Source organism: Nocardioides sp. J9 (genome assembly GCF_007829375.1).
Taxonomy (GTDB): domain Bacteria; phylum Actinomycetota; class Actinomycetes; order Propionibacteriales; family Nocardioidaceae; genus Nocardioides.
Genome location: NZ_VLJQ01000111.1, coordinates 1 through 25,150, shown reverse-complemented (window position 1 = coordinate 25,150; position 25,150 = coordinate 1). Strand labels below are relative to the sequence as shown.

General features: G+C 71.3%; 23 protein-coding genes. 8 read left to right on the top strand and 15 right to left on the bottom strand.

Features of this window, described 5'->3' with window-relative positions:
- Both L615_RS23545 and L615_RS19315 read left to right on the top strand, forming a co-directional pair.
- Window positions 1-898: hypothetical protein (locus L615_RS23545; protein WP_222430626.1), on the top strand; the 898-nt coding region annotated here is incomplete at its 5' end.
- Window positions 880-1,491, top strand: coding sequence for a hypothetical protein (locus L615_RS19315; protein ID WP_145726166.1), 612 nt, complete (start codon window positions 880-882; stop codon window positions 1,489-1,491). The genes L615_RS23545 and L615_RS19315, both read left to right, overlap by 19 nt.
- A gap of 10 nt (window positions 1,492-1,501) precedes the next feature.
- Here L615_RS19315 and L615_RS19310 read toward each other — a convergent pair whose 3' ends face one another.
- Window positions 1,502-2,533 (bottom strand): alpha/beta hydrolase, encoded by a 1,032-nt coding sequence (locus L615_RS19310; protein ID WP_232221682.1) that lies wholly within the window; start codon window positions 2,531-2,533, stop codon window positions 1,502-1,504.
- 84 nt (window positions 2,534-2,617) lie between these two features.
- Here L615_RS19310 and L615_RS19305 point away from each other — a divergent pair, with 84 nt between their 5' ends.
- The 3 genes from L615_RS19305 to L615_RS19295 all read left to right on the top strand — a co-directional run bounded on the left by L615_RS19305 (window position 2,618) and on the right by L615_RS19295 (window position 6,617).
- Window positions 2,618-4,807 (top strand): RNA degradosome polyphosphate kinase, encoded by a 2,190-nt coding sequence (locus L615_RS19305; protein ID WP_145726165.1) that lies wholly within the window; start codon window positions 2,618-2,620, stop codon window positions 4,805-4,807.
- Between the two features lie 152 nt (window positions 4,808-4,959).
- Entirely contained in the window at window positions 4,960-5,577 is a 618-nt protein-coding gene (locus L615_RS19300; protein WP_028654721.1) for a DUF47 domain-containing protein, read from the top strand.
- An 8-nt stretch (window positions 5,578-5,585) separates the two neighbouring features.
- Complete coding sequence (locus L615_RS19295; RefSeq protein WP_186449942.1) at window positions 5,586-6,617, top strand: inorganic phosphate transporter; 1,032 nt, start codon at window positions 5,586-5,588, stop codon at window positions 6,615-6,617.
- Between the two features lie 262 nt (window positions 6,618-6,879).
- On the opposite strand, the gene pstB is transcribed toward L615_RS19295, so the two are convergent.
- The 5 genes from pstB to L615_RS19270 all read right to left on the bottom strand — a co-directional run bounded on the left by pstB (window position 6,880) and on the right by L615_RS19270 (window position 11,969).
- Window positions 6,880-7,659 (bottom strand): phosphate ABC transporter ATP-binding protein PstB, encoded by a 780-nt coding sequence (pstB, locus tag L615_RS19290; protein ID WP_145726164.1) that lies wholly within the window; start codon window positions 7,657-7,659, stop codon window positions 6,880-6,882.
- A gap of 46 nt (window positions 7,660-7,705) precedes the next feature.
- On the bottom strand, window positions 7,706-8,773 hold the full coding sequence (gene pstA, locus L615_RS19285; protein WP_036516952.1) for a phosphate ABC transporter permease PstA: 1,068 nt from the start codon (window positions 8,771-8,773) through the stop codon (window positions 7,706-7,708).
- Window positions 8,770-9,759, bottom strand: coding sequence for a phosphate ABC transporter permease subunit PstC (gene pstC / locus L615_RS19280; RefSeq protein ID WP_261376768.1), 990 nt, complete (start codon window positions 9,757-9,759; stop codon window positions 8,770-8,772). Before pstC ends, pstA begins: the two co-directional genes overlap by 4 nt.
- 90 nt (window positions 9,760-9,849) lie before the next feature.
- Window positions 9,850-10,962, bottom strand: coding sequence for a phosphate ABC transporter substrate-binding protein PstS (gene pstS / locus L615_RS19275; RefSeq protein ID WP_145726163.1), 1,113 nt, complete (start codon window positions 10,960-10,962; stop codon window positions 9,850-9,852).
- Between the two features lie 140 nt (window positions 10,963-11,102).
- Entirely contained in the window at window positions 11,103-11,969 is an 867-nt protein-coding gene (locus L615_RS19270) for an NUDIX domain-containing protein (protein WP_145726162.1), read from the bottom strand.
- A 50-nt stretch (window positions 11,970-12,019) separates the two neighbouring features.
- Here L615_RS19270 and L615_RS19265 point away from each other — a divergent pair, with 50 nt between their 5' ends.
- Window positions 12,020-13,090: a hypothetical protein gene (locus L615_RS19265; RefSeq protein WP_145726161.1), complete on the top strand. Its 1,071-nt coding sequence runs from the start codon at window positions 12,020-12,022 to the stop codon at window positions 13,088-13,090.
- 222 nt (window positions 13,091-13,312) lie between these two features.
- Here the strand turns inward: L615_RS19265 and L615_RS19260 are convergent, their stop codons facing one another.
- From L615_RS19260 to L615_RS19230, 8 genes are all read right to left on the bottom strand, one after another.
- A complete protein-coding gene (locus L615_RS19260; protein ID WP_261376769.1) occupies window positions 13,313-15,535 on the bottom strand; it encodes a cation-translocating P-type ATPase in 2,223 nt (740 codons plus the stop codon).
- A 58-nt stretch (window positions 15,536-15,593) separates the two neighbouring features.
- A complete protein-coding gene (locus L615_RS19255; RefSeq protein WP_145726159.1) occupies window positions 15,594-16,571 on the bottom strand; it encodes a hypothetical protein in 978 nt (325 codons plus the stop codon).
- Complete coding sequence (locus L615_RS19250; RefSeq protein ID WP_028654730.1) at window positions 16,568-16,774, bottom strand: heavy-metal-associated domain-containing protein; 207 nt, start codon at window positions 16,772-16,774, stop codon at window positions 16,568-16,570. The genes L615_RS19255 and L615_RS19250 overlap by 4 nt, the downstream gene beginning before the upstream one ends.
- A gap of 25 nt (window positions 16,775-16,799) precedes the next feature.
- A complete protein-coding gene (locus tag L615_RS19245) occupies window positions 16,800-17,108 on the bottom strand; it encodes a metal-sensitive transcriptional regulator (RefSeq protein ID WP_145726158.1) in 309 nt (102 codons plus the stop codon).
- A gap of 186 nt (window positions 17,109-17,294) precedes the next feature.
- Window positions 17,295-17,447 (bottom strand): hypothetical protein, encoded by a 153-nt coding sequence (locus L615_RS23540; RefSeq protein ID WP_186449941.1) that lies wholly within the window; start codon window positions 17,445-17,447, stop codon window positions 17,295-17,297.
- Between the two features lie 162 nt (window positions 17,448-17,609).
- Window positions 17,610-17,813 carry a cold-shock protein gene (locus L615_RS19240; protein ID WP_028654732.1) on the bottom strand — a complete coding sequence of 68 codons (204 nt, stop codon included), beginning with the start codon at window positions 17,811-17,813 and terminating at the stop codon, window positions 17,610-17,612.
- A 307-nt stretch (window positions 17,814-18,120) separates the two neighbouring features.
- Window positions 18,121-20,880 carry a PKD domain-containing protein gene (locus L615_RS19235; RefSeq protein ID WP_145726157.1) on the bottom strand — a complete coding sequence of 920 codons (2,760 nt, stop codon included), beginning with the start codon at window positions 20,878-20,880 and terminating at the stop codon, window positions 18,121-18,123.
- Window positions 20,881-20,997: 117 nt separating this feature from the next.
- Entirely contained in the window at window positions 20,998-22,083 is a 1,086-nt protein-coding gene (locus L615_RS19230; protein ID WP_145726156.1) for a PP2C family protein-serine/threonine phosphatase, read from the bottom strand.
- Window positions 22,084-22,366: 283 nt separating this feature from the next.
- Between L615_RS19230 and L615_RS19225 the strand changes: the two genes are divergently transcribed.
- Both L615_RS19225 and L615_RS19220 read left to right on the top strand, forming a co-directional pair.
- Window positions 22,367-23,635: a carboxypeptidase regulatory-like domain-containing protein gene (locus L615_RS19225; protein ID WP_186449940.1), complete on the top strand. Its 1,269-nt coding sequence runs from the start codon at window positions 22,367-22,369 to the stop codon at window positions 23,633-23,635.
- 817 nt (window positions 23,636-24,452) lie between these two features.
- The gene (locus L615_RS19220) at window positions 24,453-24,944 is read left to right on the top strand and encodes a hypothetical protein (protein WP_145726154.1); all 492 of its coding nucleotides are present in this window, start codon (window positions 24,453-24,455) and stop codon (window positions 24,942-24,944) included.
- Here L615_RS19220 and L615_RS19215 read toward each other — a convergent pair.
- On the bottom strand, window positions 24,924-25,150 hold a 227-nt coding region (locus tag L615_RS19215), incomplete at its 5' end, for a transposase (protein WP_145724064.1). The two genes, L615_RS19220 and L615_RS19215, sit on opposite strands and share 21 nt — an antisense overlap.

Genomic DNA, 25,150 nt, shown 5'->3' with positions numbered 1-25,150 from the left:
CCTCGCGACCGACGAGCCCGTCGCCGCGGAGCTGTCGCCCCTGCACGACGCCTTCGACGAGGACGCCGCGACGGCACAGCCCGTCGTCGAGGCCGAGCCGGTCCTCGCGCCCGAGCCCGTCATCGAACCCGAGCCGGTCCTCGAACCCGAGCCGGTCCTCGAACCCGAGCCGGTCCTCGAACCCGAGCCGGTCCTCGAGGCCGAGCCCGAGGTCGTCGCCGCGGCCGAGGTCGTCACCGACGAGCCCGCCGTCGAGCCCGAGCCGGTCGCCACGGAGGAGCCGGTCGCCGCTGAGGAGCCGGTCGAGGAGCCCGTCGAGGAGCCGACCACGGTCATCGAGGTCGAGGACTCCGTCGTCGAGCCGCCGGCCGAGCCCGCCGCGCCGCGCCGGCCGTCCCACCAGGACGCCGCCCGCGAGGCGCTCGCCGCCCTGGCCGCGGACACCCCCACGAAGGCCACCGAGCAGAAGAAGATCCCGTTCCACGCCAAGCGCGGCAGCGGCAGCCTCGCGGTCGTCTCGCTGCTGATCGCCGTCGCGTGTGCAGCGGTCGTCGGCCGCATGGCGTGGCAGCAGACCATCCTCGACGACATCCCGCTGAGCGCCACGCTCACGGTGGTGGCGACCGTGCTGCTCCTGTTCGCGCTCCGCGCGATCGGCAACACCCGGTCGGTCTCCATCGACGAGCAGGGCGTGCTCAAGGTCGTGGTCGGCGACTTCAGCAGCCAGTTCGACCTGACCAGCCCGAACACCAAGATCGAGCAGACCGGGACGCCCGGCTCGCGCAACTGGCGCATCAACATCCTGCGCCGCAGCATGTCCCCGGTCGCCATCGACAGCCGGATGGTCGACTCCCACCTCTTCCTGGAGGCACTGCGGCAATGGCGACCGGACCTCTAGGCACCGACCCCGAGCACGCGGCGCTGAGCGCCGAGCGCGATGCCCTCGCCCGCCGGTGCGCGGAGGCGGAGGCCCGGGTCGCCGAGCTGGAGGCCGAGCTCGCCGAGGCCAGGGCGAGCCTCGCCGCGCAGGCGGACGACAGCCACCTCTCCCTCTTCGACGGTACGACGGAGGACCGTCTCGTCGGCGACGGGAGCGACCCGCGGGTGCTCTCGCTGGTGCTCGGCGCGACCGCGGTGGTCGCCGGCATGGTCACCCTGCTCACGATCCTCAACGGCAAGATCGTGAGCCCGTTCGGCGTCGTGATGATCGCGCTCACGGTCGGCCTCGCGTGGGGCGCGGCGCGCACCAGGGTGGTGCCGGTCGAGGTGAGCGTGGTGCGCGGGATGGTCTACGTGCAGCAGGGCGAGTTGTCGTACCGCTTCGACCTGCGCCGGCCGGAGACCGACGTGCAGGTCGTCGGCGAGCCGGGCAGCCCGACCTGGGCCGTGCGCTTCGGCCGCCGCGGGCTCGACCCGTTCGTCATCGATGCCTCGATGGTCGACTCGGTGGAGTTCACCGGCCGGTTGCGGGAGTACCGCCCCGAGCTGTGACCCGACGTCCTCAGCGGAGGGAGGCGCGCAGCGCCGCGGCGATCTCGAGCACGGCGGCACGGCTGGTGCGGCCGACCCCGACGATGTTGAGGAAGCCGTGGATCTGGTCCACGAAGCGACGCTGCTCGACCTTCACCCCGGCGTCGGCCAGGCGTCGGGCGTAGGCCTCGCCCTCGTCGCGCAGCGGGTCGAAGCCCGCGGTCACGACGTGGGCGGGGGCGAGCCCCTCGGGGAGCTCGACGTCGAGCAGGTTGACCCGGGCGTCGGACCGGTCGGCGGCGGTCGGCAGGTAGACCTCGTTGAACTGACCGATCGAGTCCGCGGTCAGGTAGAAGCCCTCGCCGAACAGCCGCAGGCTCTCGGTGTCGCGGTCGGGGTCGGTGCAGGGGTAGACGAGCAGCTGGAACGCCAGCGGGATGCCGGAGCGAGCAGCCTCGATCGCGGCCCAGGCGGCGATGTTGCCGCCGGCGGAGTCGCCGGCGACGCCGACCCGCCCCGGGTCGACGCCGAGCTCGTCGGCGTGCTCGACGACCCAGCGCAGGGCAGCGACGGCGTCGTCGAAGCCGCCGGGGAAAGCTCGCTCGGGTCCGACGCCGTACTCGACGGCGAGGACCGGCACGCCGGACTCCTCCGCGAGCACGCGGCAGGGTGCGTCGTGGGAGTCGAGGTCGCCGTACAGGAAGCCGCCGCCGTGGAAGAACAGCAGCACCGGCTGCGGCTGCGTCGCGGGGCGGGCGCCGTGCGGCAGGTAGTGGCGCGCCGGCAGGCCGGCCACGGTGAGCTCGCGGACCGCGCCGATCGGCTGGTCACCCCCGACCAGGGCCGCGTTGGCGCGCATGGCGGCGCGGCCGCGGGCGAGGTCGGTGCCGCCCAGGTCGCCCTTGCGCGCGATGCGCTGCAGGCGCAGCATCGCCTGGAGGTCGGGGGCCAGGGCCTGCCCGTCCAGCACGAGGGGGCGGCCGGCGACGGCGCGCAGGGCGGGACCCGGCAGGCCCATGATCGTCCGCAGGGCAGTGGCCTCGACCGTGGAGCGCAGGTTCACGGAGCACAACCTACTCACAGGTAGGGAATCGCGGGGTCGCGCTGGCGCCACCCGCTGTTCACCACCGGCTGSCACACTCGACCCATGAGCACCGAGTCGCACCCCGTCGGCGACGAGGCCGACGCGACCGAGCCGCTGAGCGTGGTCCCGGACCCGGGCGCGGACGAGACCGCGGACGAGACCACCGACGCCGGCGACTACGAGCCGGACCCGGACGTGCTCGAGCGGATCCGGTCGGTCGAGAACCGGTTCGTCGACCGCGAGCTGTCATGGCTGCGCTTCAACGAGCGCGTGCTCGAGCTCGCCGAGGACGAGACGCTGCCGTTGCTGGAGCGCGCCCGCTACCTCGCGATCTTCACCAGCAACCTCGACGAGTTCTTCATGGTCCGGGTCGCCGGCCTGAAGCGGCGCATCGCGACTGGCCTCGCCGTGCGGGCCGCCAGCGGCCTGATGCCGCTGGCGGTGCTGGAGGCGATCTGGGCCCGCACGGAGGAGCTCAGCCAGCGCCACGCCGGCGTCTTCCGCGACACCATCGTGCCCGCGCTGGAGGAGGAGGGCATCGCCCTGGTCCGGTGGAGCGACCTCGAGCGCGGCGAGCAGAAGCACTGCAAGCGGCTGTTCAAGGAGCGCATCTACCCGGTGCTCACGCCGCTGGCCGTCGACCCGGCGCACCCCTTCCCCTACATCTCGGGCCTGTCGCTGAACCTCGCCGTCGTCGTACGCAACCCGAAGACGGGCAAGGAGCACTTCGCGCGCGTGAAGGTGCCGCCGAACTTCGACCGCTTCGTCCCGCTCGGCAACGCGCGCTTCGTGCCGCTCGAGGACGTCATCGGGGCACACCTCGGTCGGCTGTTCCCCGGCATGGAGGTGCTCGAGGTGCACACCTTCCGGGTCACCCGCAACGAGGACCTCGAGGTCGAGGAGGACGACGCCGAGAACCTCCTCACCGCCCTGGAGAAGGAGCTCCTGCGCCGGAAGTTCGGGCCGCCGGTGCGCCTGGAGGTCGAGGAGTCGATCGCCCCGTCGGTGCTGGAGCTGCTGGTCTCCGAGCTCGACATCAGCCAGGAGGAGGTCTTCCGGCTGCCGGGGCCGCTCGACCTGCGCGGGCTGCACTCGATCGCCGACCTGCCGCGCGACGACCTGAAGTACCCCTCCTTCGTGCCGGCGACCCACCCGAGCCTCGCCGAGGTGGAGTCGGCCGCGCCCGTCGACGTGTTCAAGGCGCTGCGCCGCCGCGACGTCCTCGTGCACCACCCGTACGACTCGTTCGCGACGTCGGTGCAGCGCTTCATCGAGCAGGCCGCCGCGGACCCGCACGTGCTGGCGATCAAGCAGACGCTCTACCGCACCTCCGGCGACTCCCCCATCATCGACGCCCTCATCGACGCCGCCGAGGCCGGCAAGCAGGTGCTGGTGCTGGTCGAGATCAAGGCGCGCTTCGACGAGCAGGCCAACATCCGCTGGGCCCGCAAGCTGGAGACCGCCGGCTGCCACGTCGTCTACGGCCTCGTCGGGCTCAAGACCCACTGCAAGCTGGCGATGGTCGTGCGCGACGAGCCGGACGGCATCCGGCGCTACACCCACATCGGCACCGGCAACTACAACCCCAAGACGTCGCGGATGTACGAGGACCTCGGCCTGCTGACGACCGACGAGGTGATCGGCGAGGACGTCGCGCACCTGTTCAACAACCTGTCCGGCTGGTCGCGCAAGGCGACCTACCAGCAGCTGCTGGTCGCGCCGGACTCCGTGCGTTCCGGGCTGGTGGAGCAAATCCACCGCGAGATCGGCCACCACCGCGCCGGTCGCCCGGCCGGCATCCGGTTCAAGGCCAACTCCGTGGTCGACGAGGAGGTCATCGACGCGCTCTACCTCGCCTCCTGCGAGGGCGTGCCGGTCGAGCTGCTCGTGCGCGGCATCTGCGCGCTGCGGCCGGGCGTGCCCGGGCTGAGCGAGAACGTGCGGGTGCGGTCGATCCTGGGCCGCTACCTCGAGCACAGCCGGGTGTTCTCCTTCGAGGGCGGCGGCGAGCCGGTTGCCTGGATCGGGTCCGCCGACCTGATGCACCGCAACCTCGACCGGCGCGTCGAGGTGCTGGTGCGGCTGCCCGACCACAGCCGCGACGAGGTACGACGCCTCCTGGACCTCGCGTTCGACCCGACCACCGAGGCCTGGGAGCTCGGCGCCGACGGCCGCTGGACGAGAAATGCGGGCACCGTGCACCTGCAGGAGACGCTGATCGACCGGAACCGGCGTCGTCGTACCTCCGGCTGAGCGGAGCGACACGCCGCCCTGACCTGCGACGACACCGCACCTCCGGCAATTCGTGGGCGGCGACACACCTCCGGGGGTGCCCGCGGGTTGCGTTCACGTGAGCGGCACCCCCTAGCATGGGGACGTTCGTCTCCGCCTCAACGGGAGTCCATGTGGGTCTGCGTCTGCGTCCGGTCGACACTTCGTTCTACGACCTCTTCACCAAGTCCGCGCAGCACCTCGTCGGTGGCGCTGACCTGCTCGCCGAGATGCTCTCGGAGAGTTCCGACAAGGCGTCGGTCGCCGAGCGCATGCGTGCCGCCGAGCACGCCGCGGACGAGACGACCCACGAGATCGTCAAGAAGGTCAACAGCACCTTCGTCACGCCGTTCGACCGCGAGGACATCTACGCGCTCGGATCGGGCCTCGACGACGTCATGGACATGATGGAGGAGGCCGTCGACCTCATCCTGCTCTACGAGGTCGCCGACCTGCCCGCCGAGCTCTCCGACCAGGTCGACGTGCTCCAGCGCTGCGCCGAGCTGACCGCGGCCGCGATGCCGCGCCTGCAGTCGATGAAGTCGCTCGAGGACTACTGGATCGAGATCAACCGCCTGGAGAACACCGGTGACCGCAACCACCGCCGCATCCTGGCCAAGCTCTTCTCCGGCGAGTTCGCGACGATCGAGGTCCTGAAGCTGAAGGACGTCGTCGAGTCGCTCGAGGGTGCCATCGACGCCTTCGAGACGGTGGCGAACATCGTGGAGCAGATCGCCGTCAAGGAAGGCTGACCGGGAGCGTGGACGCCATCCTCCTGATGGTCATCGCGGTCGTCGTGATCGCGCTGGTCTTCGACTACACCAACGGCTTCCACGACGCGGCGAACGCCATCGCGACCTCGGTGTCGACGCGCGCGCTCACGCCGCGCATCGCCCTCGCGATGGCGGCGATCCTCAACTTCGTCGGCGCCCTCCTCGGCGTCGGCGTCGCGCAGACGATCCAGGGGATCATCAGGATCGAGGAGGTCAGCTCCTCAGCGGTCGAGCTCGATCGGATCCATGCGCTGACCATCGTCCTGGCAGCGCTGGTCGGTGCGATCACGTGGAACCTGATCACCTGGTACTTCGGCATCCCGAGCTCGTCCTCGCACGCCCTCATCGGCGGCATCGTCGGTGCCGGCGTCGCCAGCGCGACGACGGTCGAGTGGGACACGCTCGTGGACAAGGTCGCCATCCCGATGGTCGCCTCGCCGCTCATCGGCTTCCTCGGCGCCTTCCTCTTCATGACCGCGATCATGTGGGCCTTCCGCAAGGCCAACCCGCACCGGATCAACCGCGGCTTCCGCTACGCGCAGACCGTCTCGGCCGCCGGCATGTCGCTCGGCCACGGCCTCCAGGACGCCCAGAAGACGATGGGCGTCATCGTGCTCGCGCTCGTCGCGGGCGGCTACTCCGACGGCGACGACGTCCCGCTGTGGGTCATCGTGGCGGCAGCCCTCGCGATCGCAGCCGGCACCTACTCCGGCGGCTGGCGCATCATGCGCACCCTCGGCCGGAAGATCATCGACCTCGACCCGCCGCGCGGCTTCGCCGCCGAGGGCGTTGCCGCCACCGTGCTCTACGTGATGGCCATGGGCCTGCACGCCCCGGTGTCGACCACCCACACGATCACGTCGGCGATCATGGGCTCGGGCGCGACCAAGCGCTTCAGCGCGGTCCGCTGGGGCGTCGCCCGTGGCATCGTCGTGGCCTGGGTCCTGACCATCCCCGCCGCTGCCCTGGTCGCCATCGCCACCTACTTCGGACTCGCCGCGGTCATCCCCGGCAACTGACCCTCCCCCGCCGGCTCGTCGAGACGTCACTTCCGGCACGTCGAGGCGTCACTTGTGGCGGGTCGAGACGTCACTTCTGGCGGGTCGAGGCGTCAGCTGTGGCGGGTCGAGTGGTCAGTCATGGCACGTCGAGGCGTCGGCCCGCGCGCCGTCGTACGACGTGACCACTCGACGCGCCAGAAGTGACGCCTCAACAGGCCGGACCTGACCACTCAACAGGCCACAAGTGACCACTCGACGAGCCACATGTGACGCCTCGGCATCAGCCGAAGCGGCCGGAGATGTAGGCCTCGGTGGCGGGGTCGTCGGGGTTGGCGAACATCTTCTTCGTCGGGTTGAACTCGACGAGGTGGCCGGGCTGGCCGGTGGCCTTGAGGTTGAAGAAGCCGGTGTCGTCGGAGACGCGGGCGGCCTGCTGCATGTTGTGGGTGACGATGACGATCGTGTAGTCGTCCTTGAGCTCGTGGATGAGGTCCTCGATCGCGGAGGTGGAGATCGGGTCGAGGGCCGAGCAAGGCTCGTCCATGAGCAGCACCTGGGGCTCGACGGCGATGGCGCGGGCGATGCACAGCCGCTGCTGCTGGCCGCCGGAGAGGCCCATGCCGGGCTTGCCGAGGCGGTCCTTGACCTCGTTCCAGAGGTTGGCGCCGCGCAGCGAGCGCTCGACGACGTCGTCGGCCTCGGACTTCTTGAGCTTGCCGGCGTTGAGCTTGAGCCCGGCGAGGACGTTGTCGTAGATCGACATCGTCGGGAACGGGTTCGGGCGCTGGAAGACCATGCCGATCTGGCGGCGTACCGCGACCGGGTCGACACCGGGGTCGTAGAGGTCCTGGCCGTCGACGACGATCTTGCCCTCGACGCGGGCGCCGGGGATCACCTCGTGCATCCGGTTGAGGGAGCGCAGGAAGGTCGACTTCCCGCAGCCGGAGGGACCGATGAACGCGGTGACCGCACCGGCCCGGATGGTCATGTTGACGCCCTGCACCGCGAGGAAGTCGCCGTAGTAGATGTCGACGTCGGAGATGTCGATGCTCTTGGCCATGTCTGCGTTTCTGCCTTCTCTTCTCTGCGGTCTGGGTGGCCCGCGCTCAGCGGGTCGGCGGTGCGAGGACCCGGCCGACGATGCGGGCGACGAGGTTGAGCACCATGACGATGACGATGAGGACGAACGCGGCGCCCCAGGCGATCGCCTCGGCCGGCGCGTCGCCGCGCAGGTTCTGGCCGTAGATCAGCACCGGCAGCGTGGTCATCGCCCCGTCGAACAGGTTCATGTTGGTCCGGTCGGTGGCGCCGGCGATCAGCAGCAGCGGCGCGGTCTCGCCGATGACACGGGCGGTCGCGAGCGTGATGCCGGTGAGGATGCCGCCGAGCGCGGTGGGGAGCACGATCTTCACGATGGTGCGCCACTTCGGCGTTCCCAGCGCGTACGACGCCTCGCGCAGGTCGTCCGGCACGAGGCGCAGCATCTCCTCGGTCGCCCGCACCACGATCGGCACCATCAGCAGCGACAGCGCGACGGAGCCGCCGAATCCGGAGACGTGCGCTGGCCCGAAGATCAGCGTGAACAGCGCGAAGGCGAAGAGGCCGGCCACGATCGAGGGGATCCCGGTCATCACGTCGACCAGGAAGGTGATCGCCTTGGCCAGCTTGTTGCCCTTGCCGTACTCGACCAGGTAGATCGCCGCCATCACCCCGACGGGCACCGAGATCGCGGCAGCCCCGAGCGTGACCAGCAGGGTGCCGATGATGGCGTGGTAGATGCCGACCGGCTGCTCGATCTGGGTCCGGAAGAACGAGTAGCTCAGGAAGGTGCCGTCGATCCGGCCGGCACCCTCGCTGACCACCCGCCACAGCAGCGACACCAGCGGTACGACGGCGATCGTGAACGTCGCCCACACCAGGCCGGTCATCATCCGGTCGGTCGCGCCGCGGCGTCCCTCGACGGCCAGCGCCCACAGCGGCAGGACCAGCAGGTGCACCAGCGCGCCGGTGGCCGCCGCGGTCACGAGGCCGGTGCCGAGCACGAGCAGCAGCAGGGCCAGCGCGGTCGCCGTACCACCGACGACCGCGGGCGCCAGGCGCGGCAGCCGCGGGCGGACCAGCGGGACGTGGACCCGCTCCTTCTCCTCGGGAGCTGCCAGCAGGGTCGTCGTCATCGGGCCATCCGCCTCTCGCTGCGGCCGATGACCCATCGGGCCGCGAAGTTCACCAGGAAGGTCAGCAGGAAGAGCACCAGCCCGGTCGCCACGAGGACCTCGAGCATGTCGGCGCTGCGCTCCTTGTACTTGAGCGCGATGTTGGCCGCGATCGACGTCGGGCTCGACTGCGCGATGATGTTCCACGACAGGTCGAAGCCGACCGAGAGCACCATCGTGACGGCCATCGTCTCCCCGAGCGCGCGGCCGAGGCCGAGCATCACCGCGGACACCATGCCGGACCGGGCGTAGGGGAAGACCGTCATCCGGATCATCTCCCAGCGGGTCGCGCCGAGCGCCAGCGCCGCCTCCTCGTGCAGCCGAGGGGTGCGGGAGAAGACCTCGCGGGTGATCGCGGTGATGATCGGCAGGATCATCACCGCCAGCACGATGCCGGCGGTCAGGATCGAGCGGCCGGCCGTGTTGGGCTCCCCGAACAATGCGCCGAGGACCGGCCAGCCGCCGAAGGTCGCGTGCAACCACTCGTGCATCGGCACCAGCTGCCTGGCCAGGAAGAACGCGCCCCACAGGCCGTACACGACCGACGGTACGGCGGCGAGCAGGTCGATCACGAAGGCCGCGGGCGCGGACAGCCAGCGCGGGGCGTAGTGACTGATCACGAGCGCGATCCCGAAGGCCAGCGGCACCGCGATGACCAGGGCGATGGCCGAGGCCGTGAACGTCCCGACCAGAAGCGGGAAGACGTAGCCGAGGAAGCTCTCGGCGTGCGGGCCGTAGACCTCGGAGGGCTTGCCGAAGCCGGTCGCCCCCTTGGCGAGCAGGAAGACGAAGACGCCGGCGAGGGCGGCGAGGATGGTCAGGCCGGCAGCGAGCGCGCCACCGGCGAAGATGCGGTCGCCGACGCCACCGCGGACGCTCGCCCAGTCGGCGGGCAGGTCTGGACGTCCGGTGGTCGGATCGGTGCGCTCGGCAGGGCGGGCGGTCACGGGTTCACCTCGTGCGACGTGGGCTCGGGTCGTCGGGACGACCGGGACGGGGTCGGGTGCGGCCGGAGGAGCCGGCCGCACCCGACCACGTCACCGGCTCGTGATCCCGGCGACGATCTCCTGCACGCGGGCGGCGGTCTCCTCGGAGAGCTCGGCGGAGCCGGCGTGCTCGGCCGACTCGGCCTGGCCCTCGTCGGAGACGATGTACTCGAGGTAGCCCCGCACGTTGTCGGCCTCGGCCTGGTCGGCATAGGTCTCGCAGGCGATGAGGTACGACAGCAGGATCACCGGGTAGGCACCGGCCTCGGTGGTGGTGCGGTCGACGTCGACGGCGATGTCGGTCTCGTCGCGGCCCTCGACGACCGGGGAGACCTCGACGGTCTTCGCCGCGGCCTCGGGCGACGGGGCGACGTACTCCTCGCCGACCTTGACCGACACCACGTCGAGGTCGCCGGTCTGGCTCGCGTCGGCGTACCCGATCGCGCCCTCGGTGTCACCGATCGACTTCACGACGCCGGACGTGCCCTCGGCCGACAGGCCGCCGGAGACGGGGAAGGCGTCCTCGGCCTCGTAGGGCCACACGTCGGGGGCGACCTTGTTGAGGTAGTCGGTGAAGTTCTTCGTCGTGCCCGAGTCGTCGGAGCGGTGCACCGGCGAGATCTTCAGGTCGGGCAGCTCGACGCCGTCGTTCTGCGCGACGATCGCGGGGTCGTCCCACGTCGTGATCTTGCCGTCGAAGATCCCGGCGAGGGTCGCGGCGTCGAGGTTGACCGAGTCCACGCCGGGGACGTTGAACGCCACGGCGATCGAGGAGATGTACGCCGGGATCTCGATCACGTTGCCGTCGCAGCGCTCCTTGGCGCTGGCCAGCTCCTCGTCCTTGAGGTAGGAGTCGGAGCCCGCGAAGGACAGTGCCTCGTTGATGAACTGGCTGCGGCCGTCGGTCGATCCGAGCAGGGCGTAGTCGATGGTGAGGTTGCCACCCTGCTCGCCCTGGAACGCGGTCTTCCAGGCCTCCTGGGCCTTCTCCTGGGAGGTGGCGCCGCCACCCTTGAGGTTGCCGCTCAGGCTGCCGGTGGAGGCGCCGTCGCCGCCGGTGTCGCCACCGGACTCGTTCGCGGCGCTGCAGGCGCTCATCAGCAGGGCGATCGCGGCGATGCCGGGGACGGCCGCGCGGCGGAGGTGCGTGAGGTTCAAGTACATGCCTCTCGGAGGTGAGGGTCGTCGTGGCCCTCTGTTCGGACTGGACACTCCGCAAGCTAGGCAGCCCGGGTGACGCGAGCTCCGGCCCGACCTGAACGCAAGGTGAACAGTGGTCGACCAGCCGGGCTCAGCCGCCGGGCTCAGCCTCGGGGTGGCTGGTGCCGCTCGACCGCCACGACCGCGCCCTTGCGCACGTGCAGCACCAGCATCTCGGCCTTCGCCAGCTCCTCGACGTCGTCGGGGGCGATCCCGGCGGCGTCGTACGCGAGCGGCAGGACGGGGCGGTGCGTGCACAGCACCGCGGGCTGGTCGCCGGCGAGCAGCTCCTCGGCGATGCGGGCGACGGCGCCCGCGGTGGCCTTCTCCTCGCTGAGCCGGCGGCGCAGGTCGAGGTCGAGGCCGTGCGCGTCGGCGTAGGGCCGCACCGACTGCACGCAGCGGGTGCTCGACGACGTGACGACCCGCTGGACGCCGTACGCCGCGAGCAGGTCGACCAGCCGCGCCGCCTGCTCCTCCCCCGCGGCCCGCAGCGGCCGGTCGGCGTCCTCGCCCTCCCAGTCGTCGCGCTCGAGGGCGAGACCGTGCCGCAGCACGATGACGGCGTGGGTACGGCGACGGAGCCGGCGCGCCTGCTGGAGGGTCCGGCGGTCGTGCTCGTAGGTGAGCCGTTCGCGAGCGTCGTCGTGGGGCACCCACTCGACGGCGTCGATCTCGTCGTTGGGCTCATAGCCGGCCACGTCGTCGCTGCCGGTCACCCGCCCGGTCCAGTAGTGGACGGTCTTGCCGCGACCGTTCACCGGGTAGCGCTGCGACGGCAGCGGGGGGCCGAGGCGCACCCGGAGGCCGGTCTCCTCCTCGACCTCGCGCACCGCCGCGGCGACCGGGTGCTCAACGGGGTCGAGCTTGCCCTTGGGAAACGACCAGTCGTCGTACCGGGGGCGGTGGACGAGGAGCACCTCGCGGCCCGGGCGGAAGACGACCACTCCGGCGGCGAGGATGTCGGGCACACGACTAGGTTAGGGCCCGGCCCGCCCCGACCCGCCGAGGAGAACGTCCGTTGCGCCGACCCGCCCTGGCCTGGTCCCGCCGCCGATGGCTGGTCGTCGGCGCCGTGCTGGCCGTCGTCGTCGCCGCGCTGGCGGTGGTCTGGGTCGTCCGCGACGACGAGCGCACTCCGCTGGAGGAGGCGCTCGTGCTCGCCCCGGAGTCGTCGGCCCGCTACGGCTGGACCGACTGGGCGGCGGTACGCGCGGAGGTGGGCACCGACCTCTCGGCCGGGTCGACGGGCGCCGAGGTCGACGACTTCCTGCTCGAGGCCTACGACCGCGACCTGACGAGCGCGACGGCGCTGGACGACTCCGCGGCGGCGATGCAGGACGACCTCGGCTTCTCCCCCGCCACCCTGGAGTGGGAGCTGTTCGCACAAGGCGGGGCCGGGGCGCTGCTCGTCCTGGGCCTGCCCGAGGACGCGGACGTCGACGCGCTGCGTGAGCGGTTGCGCGAGGCCCGGTTCATCGAGCCCGACGAGGACGACGGCGTGTGGTTCGCCGACGCCGGCAAGCTCCAGGAGCTCAGCGGCCCGGTCACCCCGCAGCTCGGTGCGATCGAGATCGACGAGGACGCAGGGATCGTCTACGCCAGCGACGACCCGGGCTTCCTCGGGCTGCGGGCCGACGTGGCGCGCGGCGACGTGGACGACCCGGTCGGCCGGGCTGCAGCCGCCCTCGGGGAGCCGCTGGCAGCGGTGGTCTACACCGGCGACCACGCCTGCGGCGAGCTCGCGATGAGCGGCGCCGACCCGGTCGACCGTACCCGCGGCGCGGAGCTGATCGAGGACGCCGGCGGGGTCCACCCGCTCACCGGGTTCGCGATGGCAGCCCGGGCCGACGGCGACGTGCGGGTGGCGCTGGTGCTCGACACCGACGAGCAGGCCCGCGCCGACGCCGACAGCCGCTCCCGCCTCGCCGCCGGCCCCGCCCCCGGCCAGGGCGGCACCTTCCCCGAGCGCTTCGAGCTCGGCCGGGTCACCGCCGACGGCACCCTCGTCACCATGGACCTCACCCCGGTCGACGGCTCCCCCGTCATCTCCGACCTCACCTCGGGCCCGGTCCTCTTCGCCGCCTGCTGACCTGCGCGGTCGAGACGTCACTTCCGGCACGTCGAGTGGTCACTTCCGGCAGGTTGAGTGGTCACGTACGGCGGCCTGGCCCACCGTCGTACGCCCGTCGAGTGGTCACGCCGTACGTCGATGGATCGGGCCTGCCGTTCGTGACGCCTCGACACGCCACACGTGACGTCTCGACCGGCCACAAGTGACGCCTCGACCGGCCACAAGTGACGTCTCAACCCATCAGCGGAAGGCGCGCAGGCGCAGGCTGTTGGTGACGACGAAGACCGACGAGAAGGCCATGGCGGCGCCGGCGAGCATCGGGTTGAGCAGGCCGGCGGCGGCGAGCGGCAGGGCGGCGACGTTGTAGGCGAACGCCCAGAACAGGTTGCCCTTGATCGTGGCCAGGGTGCGCCGCGACAGCCGGATCGCGTCGACCGCGACCTGGAGGTCCCCGCGGACCAGGGTCAGGTCGCTGGCCTCGATCGCGACGTCGGTGCCGGTGCCCATCGCCAGGCCGAGGTCGGCCTGGGCGAGCGCCGCGGCGTCGTTGACGCCGTCCCCGACCATCGCGACGACCTTGCCCTCGCCCTGCAGCCGCTTGACGACGTCCACCTTGTCCGCGGGCAGCACGTCGGCGATGACGTCGGCGGGGTCGATCCCGACCTCGGCGGCGACGGTACGGGCGACGGCGGCGTTGTCGCCGGTCAGCAGGACCGGGCGGAGGCCGAGCTCGCGCAGGCCGGCGATCGCCGCCGCCGACGTCTCCTTCACGGCGTCGGCGACCACGACCACGCCGCGCGCCCGGCCGTCCCAGCCGACCGCGACCGCGGTGCCGCCGTCCGCGCGGGCCTCCTCGAGCGCGGCCTGCAGCCGCGGCGAGAGGTGCTGGGACCACTCGGCGAGCAGCTGCGGGCGTCCGACGAGGACGGCGTGCGATACCCCGTCCTCGGCCGCGTCGGCCACGACGCCCCGGACGCCGAGGCCCTCGACGTTGGCGAAGTCCTCGACCGGTGGCAGCGAGCCGTGCTGCTCGCGGGCAGCGTCGGCGACCGCCCGCGCGATGGGGTGCTCGGAGGAGTCCTCGAGCGCGCCGGCGTACCGCAGCACCTCGGCCGGGTCCTCGCCGTCGTCGGCGACGACGTCGCGCAACGCCATCCGGCCGGTCGTGACCGTGCCGGTCTTGTCGAGGACGATCGTGTCGACCGAACGTGTCGACTCGAGCACCTCGGGCCCCTTGATCAGGATGCCCAGCTGCGCGCCACGACCGGTGCCGACCATGAGCGCGGTCGGGGTCGCCAGGCCGAGGGCGCACGGGCAGGCGATGATCAGCACGGCGACCGCGGCGGTGAACGCCGCGCCGACGCCGTTGCCGGTGCCGAGCCAGAAGCCGAGCGTGCCCGCGGACAGCAGGATGACCAGCGGCACGAAGACCCCGGAGACCCGGTCGGCCAGGCGCTGCACCTCGGCCTTGCCGTTCTGTGCGTCCTCGACCAGGCGCGCCATCTGCGCCAGCTGGGTGTCCGCACCGACCCGGGTCGCCCGGACGACGAGGCGGCCGCCGGCGTTGACGGTGGCCCCGACGACGATGTCGCCCTCCCCGACCTCGACCGGCACCGACTCGCCGGTGAGCATCGAGGCGTCCACGGCCGACGTGCCGCGCTCGACGACACCGTCGGTGGCGATCTTCTCCCCCGGGCGTACGACGAACCGGTCGCCCACCGACAGGTCGTCGACCGGGATCTTCGTCTCCGTCGTGCCGTCCGCACCGAGGACGGCGACCTCCTTCGCGCCGAGCTCCAGCAGCGCCCGGAGGGCGGCGCCCGCCCGGCGCTTCGAGCGCTGCTCGAAGTAGCGCCCGGCGAGGATGAAGGTGGTGACCCCCGCCGCAGCCTCGAGGTAGATGTTGCCGCTGCCGTCGCTGCGCTCGATGGTGAGCTCGAAGGGGTGCTTCATCCCCGGGGTGCCGGCGGTGCCCCAGAACAGCGCGTACACGGACCAGCCGAGCGCGGCGAGCGTGCCCAGCGAGATGAGCGTGTCCATGGTCGACGTGCCGTGGCGCAGGTTCGTCCAGGCCGAGCGGTGGAACGGCCAGGCACCCCACACGACGACCGGTGCGGCGAGGGTCAGCGACAGCCACTGCCAGTTGTCGAACTGGAGGCGCGGCACCATCGCCATCGCGATGACGGGCACGGTGAGCACCGCGGAGACGAGCAGCCGGTGGCGCAGCAGGCGCACCGGGTCGTCCGTACCGCCCTCGCCCGCGTCCGACCCGTCGTCGGCGGGCGGCTGCGGCAGGGAGGCGCCGTAGCCGGCGGCCTCGACGGCGGCGACCAGGTCGTCGGTCGTGACGCTGTCGGCGAAGCTGACCTTCGCCTTCTCGGTGGCGTAGTTGACCGTCGCGGTGACCCCGTCGAGCTTGTTGAGCTTGCGCTCGATCCGGTTGGCGCAGGACGCGCAGGTCATGCCGGTGAGCAGCAGCTCGACCTCGCTGCCGGAGGTGCCGCCCGTGGCGCCCGTGGTGTCAGTGTGTGTGTCCACTGCTCTCTCCGTGCTCGTCCCCCTCGTGCCCGACAGCACCATCGGCACCGTGCGCGGTGCCCCCGGCCCCGATGGTGAAGGTCGCGGTCCGGACCACGCCGTCGTGCTTGAAGTCGAGGTAGAGGTGGTAGGTCCCGTCGCTCGGGACGGTGGTGTGGAAGACGACCTCCGGGCCGGGCTCGGTCGTGCCGTCGCCGGGCTCGCCGTCCGGGTGGACGTGGAGGTAGGCGAGGTCGCCGGCGCGCAGCGCGACCAGGTGGCCGTAGGCGCCCAGGTAGGGCTCGAGGTCGGTGACCGGCTCGCCGTCCTTGCTGACGCTCAGCGCGAGCTGGGCGTCGGCGCCGGCGGACAGGTCGCCGTCGAGGGTGACCCGGTAGCCGTCGACCCCCGAGGTGCGCCGCTCGCCGCGGGGCGTGGCCGCGCGGAAGTCGCCGTCGACGGCGAGGTCGGTGCCCAGGGTGAGCGCCGCAGCACCGGTCGCCTTGAAGTCGGCGAAGATCCGCCAGCTGCCCGGCGTGAGCGCGAGCTCGGTCGTCCAGGTGTCGCCGCGGAGGACCGGGTGCACGTGCTGGAAGCCGGTCAGGTCGCGGCGTACGGCGATGAGGTGCAGCTGCTTCTCGTGCTGGACGTCGTACGACGTCACGGGCTCGCCGTCCGGCCCGGTGATGGTGAACCGCACCGGGACAGCCGGGCCGGCCTCGGCACGGTCGTCGGCCAGCCGCAGGGCGTAGCCGTCCCGGGCCGTCTGGAGGCCGCCGGGCTGGCCGGCCCCGCTCGCCGGCGTGACGTGCACGCGGTGGTCCCCGTCGCCAGGGACGTCCGGCGCGCCCGCGTGGGTGTCGTGGGTCGGCGCCGGCTCCCCGGCGCCGACCGGGCCGGCCGCCTTGCCGACGAGCAGGGCGACGGCGAAGACGACGACGGCGACCGCGCCGAAGCCGGCCAGCCGCGCCGCGGTGCTCATGCGAGCTGGTAGCCGGCTTCCTCGACGGCGGCCTTGACGGCGGCCTGGTCGAGGGGCTCGGCGCTGGTGATGGTGACCGCACCGGTGGGCAGGTCGACGGCGACGTCCTCGACGCCCGCGATCTCCTGGACCTCCTCGGTGACGGAGGCGACGCAGTGGTTGCAGGTCATGCCGGTGACGGTGAAGGTCTGGGTGGTGCTCATGGGAGTTCCTCTCTGGGTTCGGGTGTCAGGAGCGGACCAGCCGCGCGATGGCGTCGGAGGCCTCCTTGAGCTTGACGCCGGCCTCCGCACCTCCCTCGCGTGCGGCGTCCACGACGCAGTGGGCCATGTGCTCGTCGAGCAGCCCGAGGGCGACGGACTGGAGCGCCTTCGTCACCGCGGAGACCTGGGTGAGGATGTCGATGCAGTACTGCTCCTCCTCGACCATCCGCTGCAGGCCGCGCACCTGGCCCTCGATGCGGCGCAGCCGCTTGAGGTAGTCGTCCTTGGTGCGGTTCGCGATGTAGCTGTGCTGGTGCGGCTGTCCCTCGCTCATGCCAGAAACCATACCCCCCTACCCTATGCAAGACAAGGTGCGCGAGTACGACGAGCGCTGGGCCGGCACGGCGCGGGCGCTCGCCGGGCCACCGCGCCGACGGGACCACACGGGACCACACAGGACCACACGGAACCACACAGGCTGGCGGCTCCCGTCCCGGGGCACACCGGGACGAGGGTCGGCTCAGGAAGGGTCGGAGACGCCCAGGATCCGGTCGATCTCGTCGAGCGAGAGGCGCTCGTCGGAGGCACTGGCCGCGATGATCAGGTTGGTGGTGAGCTCCACCTCGATCATGAGGTCACGGTCCTCGAGGGTCACGTCGAACTGGTCGGCCATCGAGCCCCTCCCTCCGACGCGCCTCAATCCGGACTTCCGCATCCATCTTCCCCCCACTTGCCAAGGACAAACCCGAAAGTCTCCGAAAAATTACCGGAGCCCCCGCCGACCGGCGGGGGCTCCGGGTGAAGACGCTTGTCTCCTCCTCCAGGCGAGCCTGGATCAGAGGGGACGGACGTTCTCCGCCTGCGGGCCCTTCGGGCCCTGGGTGACGTCGAACTCGACCTTCTGGTTGTCCTCCAGCGACTTGTAGCCGGTGGTCTGGATCGCCGAGTAGTGGACGAAGACGTCGTCGCCGCCACCCTCCTGCTCGATGAAGCCGAAGCCCTTCTCGGCGCTGAACCACTTGACGGTGCCCTGAGCCATGTTGCTCGTTACTCCTCTGTCGGGGCGAGAGCCGCCACCTCGGCGACCCACAGCGGCTGCGATGACACGTCGCTCCGACCCGTGATTGGGACACCACAAACCAGATACGCCGTCGGCCACAGATCTCCGCAGGCGTTGAACCTTCCGAAACTTGCAGCCGCTGCAGGCACGACACTACCAATCTGGCGCGACAACGGAACCTCTCTGCTGCATCGATCACGCGAACTTCGATGAAGGTTTGGCTACGCACGCATGACGGTCCCGGAAATGGGTCCGGCAGGGGCCCGATCCCCCGCCGGAACAGGCGTCAGTGCAGGGCGATGGTGAGGCTGGTGCCCTTGGCAGCGGCATCCGCCGTGGCCACCTGGTCGCCGTACGCACCGGCCGCGACGGGGCCGCCCGTGTCGACGACGAGCTGGTCGACGTGGCCGCCTCCGGTGCCGATCAGACGCTGCCGCACCGACGAGCCCGCCGGCTCGGTGAAGGCCGTCGTCGCCCCGGACCGGTCGGCCCAGACCGTCACCACCCAGCCCCCGGCCGTGTCGACGACCGGGCTGCGGTGCGTGGCGGTGGCCGTCGTGTCGGCGCTGCCGGCGACCGCCTGCCACACCACGGTCGTCATGGCGTCGGCCTGCACCGGGTTGCCGACCTGCGTCCACCCCGCCGGCGCTGCCGGTACGGCGGTCGTGGAGGCCGAGACGACGGCCAGCAGTCCGTCGCCCTCCTCCGCCGTCACGGGCACCGGGGACACGATGCTGGTTCCGTTGGTGACCTTGCCGGTCGCGTCACGGTAGGACACGTCGCTCTCGACACCCTCGATGACCACGGGCTGGGTGACGGTGCCGGTGCCGCCGTCCTCGTCGGTGACCGTCAGCGTCACGTCGTAGGTGCCCGGGGCGGCGTACACGCGGCTCGGCTGCGACCCGGTGGCGGCGGTGCCGTCGCCGAGGTCCCAGGCGTACGACGTGACGGTGCCGTCCGGGTCGCTGGACCCGGTCGCGTCGAAGGTGCACGCCTGGCCGGTGCAGGAGGAGGTGAAGGCGGCCGTCGGCGCCTGGTTGGCGACGGGGCCGAGGAACGTCGTGCCGCTGGACCAGACCGGGTTGGTGTCGATGCCGCTGCCGGTCACCCGGGTCCAGCTGCCCGTCGCCGCGCCGTCGCTCACCGGCAGGCTGTAGAGCTGGTTGGTCGACATGCCTGCCCACAGCCTGCCGTCGGCGTGGACGAGGTTGCGCACGTCGCGCAGCGACGGGAAGATCGAGCTCGGCACGGTGAACTCGGCGGCACCGACGACCAGGCTCTCGGGCGAGAACCACCGCCAGTAGACCCGGCTCTGCCCCGAGCGGGTGTAGTAGATCCGGTGGTCGGCGTAGGTCAGTCCGGTGAGGCCGGAGATCTGGCCGTAGAAGGTGGGCGCCCGGCCGCGGTAGGTCTGCGACCCGCCGCTCGTGGTGACCGTGCTCCAGAGCGGGTCGACGTAGGGGTTGATCACCCGGTCGGGCCCGAAGGTGGTGCCGTCGAAGGTCCGGTAGTGCAGCTGGTTGTCGGTCCAGCCGTAGACCAGCTTCGACCCGACCATGAACGCGCCGCGCACGTTGCTCCAGCTGCCCGCGCCGCTGGTGGCGACGGCGCTGGCGGGCGTGATCGAGGAGCCGGTGAAGGTGCGCGTGGTGACGCTGGTGCCGGACAGGCGGAACAGGCTGCGCGGCAGGGTCGCGTCGGCCTCCGCGTACGGCGCCGTGCCGCCCTCGATCGGGAAGTAGGCCAGGCGCGGGCGGAGGTGCTCGCGGTTGCCGACGTACTCGGTGTCGCTGCCGACGTACAGACCGTGGTCGGTGGCGAGCAGGGCCTCCGCGCCGACGCCGCGGGGATGGCGGCCGGGGTTCCAGCTGAGCGGGAGCCCGTTGTCGGGGTCGAGCGCGGCCAGCCCGGGGCGCGGCACCTGGCCGGCCTGCTCGTCGGCCCCGCTCTGGATGGCATTCATCCACTTCTGGTGCCCGCCGACGTAGACGGCGTTGTCGGCGACCGCGACCGACAGCAGCGAGTCCTGGCCGGACGCGGCCTGCCACGTCGGCTGCACGTCCTGGCCGGTGACGGCGAGGTCGAAGCGGGCGGCCGTGTCGCACAGGGTGCCGTTGTAGCCCGCCCCGCTGCTGACGATGACGAAGTAGCTGCCGTCCGGCGACACGTCGACGTCGCGGACGTAGGAGTCGAAGGAGTTCTTCGAGCACGCCGGCGTGTAGCGCAGCGTGCGCCACGACGGGTCGACGCTCGCGCCGGTCTCGCCGAGGCGGATCACCATCGCCTGGTCACGGTCGAGCCCGTCGGCCTTCTTGAAGTTGCCGATCGCGACCAGCTTCGTCCCGTCGAGCGTGGCGGCGATCTTGCCGACGCCCACCGGCGCCTTGGCCGTGCCCGACGGCCAATTGTGGTTGGTGCTGACCGCGACCTGCAGGTAGTCGTCGAGCGCGCCGGTGGTCGCGTCCAGCGACGCCAGGCCCGGCCGCGGCTGGGCCCACACCGTGGTGAAGGTCCCGGCGAGCAGCAGCCGGTCGCCGACGAGCTCGATGTCGAGGACCCCGCCGTTGGGGCTGGGGTTCTTGAACGCCGTCACGAGCGCCCCGGTCGCGGCGTCGACCTTGATGATGTTGCGGACCTTGGTGCCGCCGGCGTTCTTGAACGTGCCGGCCACGTAGAGCGCCGAACCGTCGGCGCTGGGCGCCAGGGCAGTGACGTTCGCGTCGAGGCCGGGCTGGAAGGCCGGGTCGACGAGCCCGGTCTCGCGGTCGAACGCGAAGAGGTACGGCGTCGCGAGCTGCGCGCTCGTGCCGGCGTTGCGCGTGAGCGTGAACGTGCCGCCGACGTAGACCTTGCGGCCGATCTCGGCGAGCGCATGGACGCGGCCGTCGAGGACGTGCGGCGTCACGGCGGGCACGGCGGACGGGAGGAGTCGATGTCGCGCCGGCTGGGCGGTGGCCGGGGACCCGGCGCCCACGCCGGCGAGGAGGGCGGCCACGACGGCCAGGACGATCAACGCGACCCGAGACGAGACGAAGCGACGGCGCACGGCGGGCTCCTGGGGGTGGTCGGTGTGGGACCGACGTTCGCACCGATCAGGCGGCGGGCGGTTCACCCATTTCGGGCAAGTCCCGGCGCGTCGTACGCATCGGAACAGGGGGTGGCGCTACGCCCTGGCGGCCGCGCGGGAGTCGCCGAGGTTCTCGATCAGGACCAGGGCGATGTCGTCCTCGAGCCAGTGCCCGGCGTGGGCGGTGACCCGCTGGACGATCGCGTCGAGGGCGTCGTCCGGGGTGCCGGCTGCGAGGACCTGGTGGGCGGCGTCGAGGTCGAAGAAGTCGCCGCTGTCGTTGCGCGCCTCGATCAGACCGTCGGTGTAGAGCAGGACGCGGCTGCCCGCGGGGAACGGGTGGCTGCGCGTCTCCGGCTCGACCGCGAACCCGAGCGGCGGCGAGGGCTCGCCGGTGTCGAGGTCGGTCCCGGTGCCGTCGGTGATGTGCAGCGGCGGGTGGTGACCACAGCTGGCCACGCGCAGCTCCGCACCGTCGACCTCGACCAGGAGCGCGGTGACGAAGTCCTCCTCGTCGATGACCAGGGACACGGCCCGGTCCAGGGTCGCCGCGAGGGTCGCGAGGTCGGGGGCCCGCGACGCCGCGTGCTTGAACGCGCCGAGCACGGTCGCGGCCGTCTCGGCGGCCTCGATGCCCTTGCCCCGCACGTCGCCGACGAGGATGCGCACGCCGTGGTCGGTCGAGACCGCCTCGTAGAGGTCACCGCCGATCGCCGCGGCCTGGGTCGCCGACTGGTAGCGGGTCGCGATCGCGATGTTGTCCAGCTCCGGCGGGATCGCCCGCAGCAGCGCCCGCTGGACGACGTCCGCGATGCGGGTCATCTGCTGCAGCCTCTCCTCCCGCCGGGTGGACACCTGCGACGCCACGAGCGCCCCCGCCGACAGGAGGGCAGCGAGGATGCAGCGCACCACCCAGTCGCGGGTGCCGAACGAGTCGTGCCAGAAGCCCGACGACAGCGACAGGGGGAGGGTGACGGCGGCGACCACCGCCGTCCGCTGCGGCGTGGTGATCAGCGCGGTCACGATGACCGCCGACGCGTACGACGCCGTGAGGACCACGCCGGTGACCAGGTCGGCGGCCAGCAGGATGACCAGGATGGCGAACCCGATGGTCAGGCCGTGGTCGCTGCCCTGGGCCGGCTTGACGCGTGCGCGCAGCGCAGAACGGTGACCCGTGTGCATGCCACTCCTCCGCGTCTCGACGACCATCACGGCCCGGCGCGCCAGGGCGGCTCACCGATCACCGACTGCCCATTGTGGTCCAGCCCCGCACCCCTGTCCCGGGGATCCCCCCAGCGTGACCAGATCGGGATATGGCTGCAGGCACGCGGCCCGCGGCAGCCGGGCCACGACCATGCCGTTCGGACTTGTTCGGGCTTTGCCAACCCCTCTCCGGAACGTGCGCCCAGTCCCGAACCTGTTGCGGGGAGCGCCCGCTCCCCATCGATCGATGGAGGTCACCTGCATGTCCGGTCCTTCCCGCCAAGGGCTCCGCCCGAGTGCCCGACCCCTGCTCGCCGCCCTGGTCGCGCTGGTCGCTGCACTGGTCGGAGCGCTCGCGCTCGCACCGAGCACGGCCGCCGCGGGCGGCACCGTCACCGGGAAGGTGACCGACGCGCACGGGAACCCGATCCAGGGCGTGCACGTCGTCGTCGGCAGCTTCAGCCACAACGGGCACGCCGACACCGACGCCACCGGCCGCTACAGCGTCACGGGTATCCCGGCCGGCACCTACACCGTCTACTTCGAGCACACGGCGAGGGACTACGCCCCGCAGTACTACCCGAACGCCGCGCGGAGGAACGACGCCGGACAGGTGGACGTCGCTGGGTCAGCGACCCTCACCGACATGGACGCGACGCTCGGTGTCGGAGCGGTCATCCGCGGCACCGTCACCGACGAGCACGGCACCCCAGTGAGGGGCGTCGACATCGACGTCCGGTACGGGGACGGCGAGTTCTCCGCCGACGGGGCACGGACCGACTCGAACGGCCGGTACCAGGTCCGCGCACTGGCGGCCGACTCCTACGTCGTCCGGTTCGACCCGCCCTGGGACTCCGGTTACCAGCGCGAGTACTACGACGATGCCCGGTACCCCGACGAAGCCACCCCCGTCGTCCTCACTGCCGGCGAGGTTCGCACCGGTGTCGACGCTGCGCTCCACTGCCCGGACACCTGCACGCCGGGCACCGGCCCGGAGCCGGAGCCGCTGGATCTCGACCTGGCACCCGCGCGGGCGACCGGCACGGCGAAGGTCGGCCAGGTCCTCACCACCACCGGCGCTACCTCGCCCGCCACACCGACGCTGTCCTACCAGTGGAGGCGGAACGGCTCCCCGATCAAGGACGCGACGTACAAGACGTACAAGCTGGTACGCGCGGACGCAGGCACCAACGTCTCCGTGACCGTCACCGGCACACGTCCGGGCTTCGCGACGTCCTCGGTCACGAGCCCCGCCCGCGCCGTGGCTGCCTTCAACCTCCGTAGGCCGGCCATCAGTGGCACCACGAGGGTCGGCAAGAAGCTCACTGCCGCCAGGGGCACCTGGGTCGCACCAGGCCACACCTTCACCTACCAGTGGCTACGCGGCGGTAAGCCCGTCAGGGGCGCAACCCGGGCGACGTACAAGCTCACGAAGGCCGACAAGGGCAAGCGGATCGCGGTCAAGGTCACCGTCCGCCGCTCCGGCTTCCCGACCGTCGCGGCCACCAGCCCGGCTCGCACGGTGAGGTAGCGCAGCACGATCCGCCACGTCTGTCCGCCGTCGCGCTCGCGACGGCGGACGGGCGCGGTGGGCGCTGGCGCACATCTGGCCTGGCCAGCCCGGTGTCCCGGCACGGTCTATGGGGCCCGGACCCGACAGCGGCGGCCTGCGCCTGCACGGCATACTCTGGGCCCGGATCGCGGTCCTCCCTGATCCCCCTGGGCCCCTGGGAGGTGCAAACTTATGCTCTGACCTGCTCATTGCGCACAACGTAGGCGGCAAAGGGGCCCGCGGCGGGAACGTAGACGGTCACGTCGTGGAACGTCCGGTCCGCCGCCGAGGCCGCAACCATCATCTGCAGAGCCCTGCGTGAGTGTCCCTGAGCTCCGAGTCACACCTTCTTCTTGGACCCTGTGCGACGGAGGGTCAGCAGCACTTTCGTCTGGTCCAGCTTGGGGACTGTCCGCCGATTCCGCATGACCTCATCCTCACCTATCGGATTCCACGGGTCAGCGGAACACCGACGCAAGCCGGGCAGGCACTTCACATCCTTGGCCTCAGCTCCGCACCTACCTCCTTGGAACAGGTGCACACACCGCCGCCTGCATCAAGGCGCACTGAACTGCTGGGATCCTGCTCCCTCGGGGTCCAGTGTGTAGTCGTCCGGGGCGCAGCGACTGACCGCCAATGTGGGCCGCTACGCGGCGGACCCTGCAACCTGATCGCCGCGGCAGGAAGGCCGAGCTTAGGAGCAACTGATGGTGATCCCGGGTTTCGCCCTCTGCACGCGCACCCAGTCTGCGGGAACCAGCAGTACGCACCGACATGGCCCGATAGCTTGAAGCCCATGTCGGGTGTGCGTCGCTGGTCGCGACTTTGCTCTCCAATGGTCGGTGCCTTACTCACCATGTCGGCCTTGAGCGCCTGCGGCGACAGCGATACCTCGGGCGAGCCCACCGAACTTGAAGAGTACGACGTCGTTGTGAATGTTTTCGACAACGCTGACGTTTGTGGCGGCAACCCGGAGACATCGGACGTCGGCCGCTGCGGCGACATACTTTACGGCAAAGTTCACGCTTACAGCCAGGACGGGGAGTTGTTGGCCTCGGGGTCGATGGATGTGCCGTCCGGCAAGGTGTACCGCACCGGCTGGCAATTCAAGCTGAGTTGGGAAGCCGAATGGTACGGGACGGTCTGGTTCGAGATGGATGGGTGTGACAACACCAATCCCTGGGGTTCGACCGGCTATCCGACCACCTATATGGACAACGGAGCCAACTTCAGCATTTCAGAAGCAGCAGACGGGACGATTACCGGCTCATCCCAATCCAGGGTGTAGTTGCGGTCTGAAGCCGCCGGTCTCTAGCAGCGACCTGGCGATGTAGTTCGTGAGGTTGCGGAACCCGAGCGCGGAGCCACGCAGGTGTTCGAGGCGGCCGTTGATCGCTTCGGTGGGTCCGTTGCTGGTGCCGGGCCGGTCGAAGTAGGCGAGCACGTCCGCGGCGCGCTTCTTCAAGGTCCGGCCGAGTGTCGTGATCTCGACCA

What these genes read in the sequence shown, in the direction of transcription:
- L615_RS19230 (WP_145726156.1), bottom strand. Translation starts at nt 22,083, where the DNA reads ATGCACACGGGTCACCGTTCTGCGCTGCGCGCACGCGTCAAGCCGGCC.
- L615_RS19240 (WP_028654732.1), bottom strand. Translation starts at nt 17,813, where the DNA reads ATGGCTCAGGGCACCGTCAAGTGGTTCAGCGCCGAGAAGGGCTTCGGC.
- L615_RS19305 (WP_145726165.1), top strand. Translation starts at nt 2,618, where the DNA reads ATGAGCACCGAGTCGCACCCCGTCGGCGACGAGGCCGACGCGACCGAG.
- L615_RS19225 (WP_186449940.1), top strand. Translation starts at nt 22,367, where the DNA reads ATGTCCGGTCCTTCCCGCCAAGGGCTCCGCCCGAGTGCCCGACCCCTG.
- L615_RS23540 (WP_186449941.1), bottom strand. Translation starts at nt 17,447, where the DNA reads ATGGCCGACCAGTTCGACGTGACCCTCGAGGACCGTGACCTCATGATC.
- pstA (WP_036516952.1), bottom strand. Translation starts at nt 8,773, where the DNA reads ATGACGACGACCCTGCTGGCAGCTCCCGAGGAGAAGGAGCGGGTCCAC.
- L615_RS19260 (WP_261376769.1), bottom strand. Translation starts at nt 15,535, where the DNA reads ATGACCTGCGCGTCCTGCGCCAACCGGATCGAGCGCAAGCTCAACAAG.
- L615_RS19220 (WP_145726154.1), top strand. Translation starts at nt 24,453, where the DNA reads ATGTCGGGTGTGCGTCGCTGGTCGCGACTTTGCTCTCCAATGGTCGGT.
- L615_RS19250 (WP_028654730.1), bottom strand. Translation starts at nt 16,774, where the DNA reads ATGAGCACCACCCAGACCTTCACCGTCACCGGCATGACCTGCAACCAC.
- pstS (WP_145726163.1), bottom strand. Translation starts at nt 10,962, where the DNA reads ATGTACTTGAACCTCACGCACCTCCGCCGCGCGGCCGTCCCCGGCATC.
- L615_RS19245 (WP_145726158.1), bottom strand. Translation starts at nt 17,108, where the DNA reads ATGAGCGAGGGACAGCCGCACCAGCACAGCTACATCGCGAACCGCACC.
- L615_RS19315 (WP_145726166.1), top strand. Translation starts at nt 880, where the DNA reads ATGGCGACCGGACCTCTAGGCACCGACCCCGAGCACGCGGCGCTGAGC.
- L615_RS19255 (WP_145726159.1), bottom strand. Translation starts at nt 16,571, where the DNA reads ATGAGCACCGCGGCGCGGCTGGCCGGCTTCGGCGCGGTCGCCGTCGTC.
- pstB (WP_145726164.1), bottom strand. Translation starts at nt 7,659, where the DNA reads ATGGCCAAGAGCATCGACATCTCCGACGTCGACATCTACTACGGCGAC.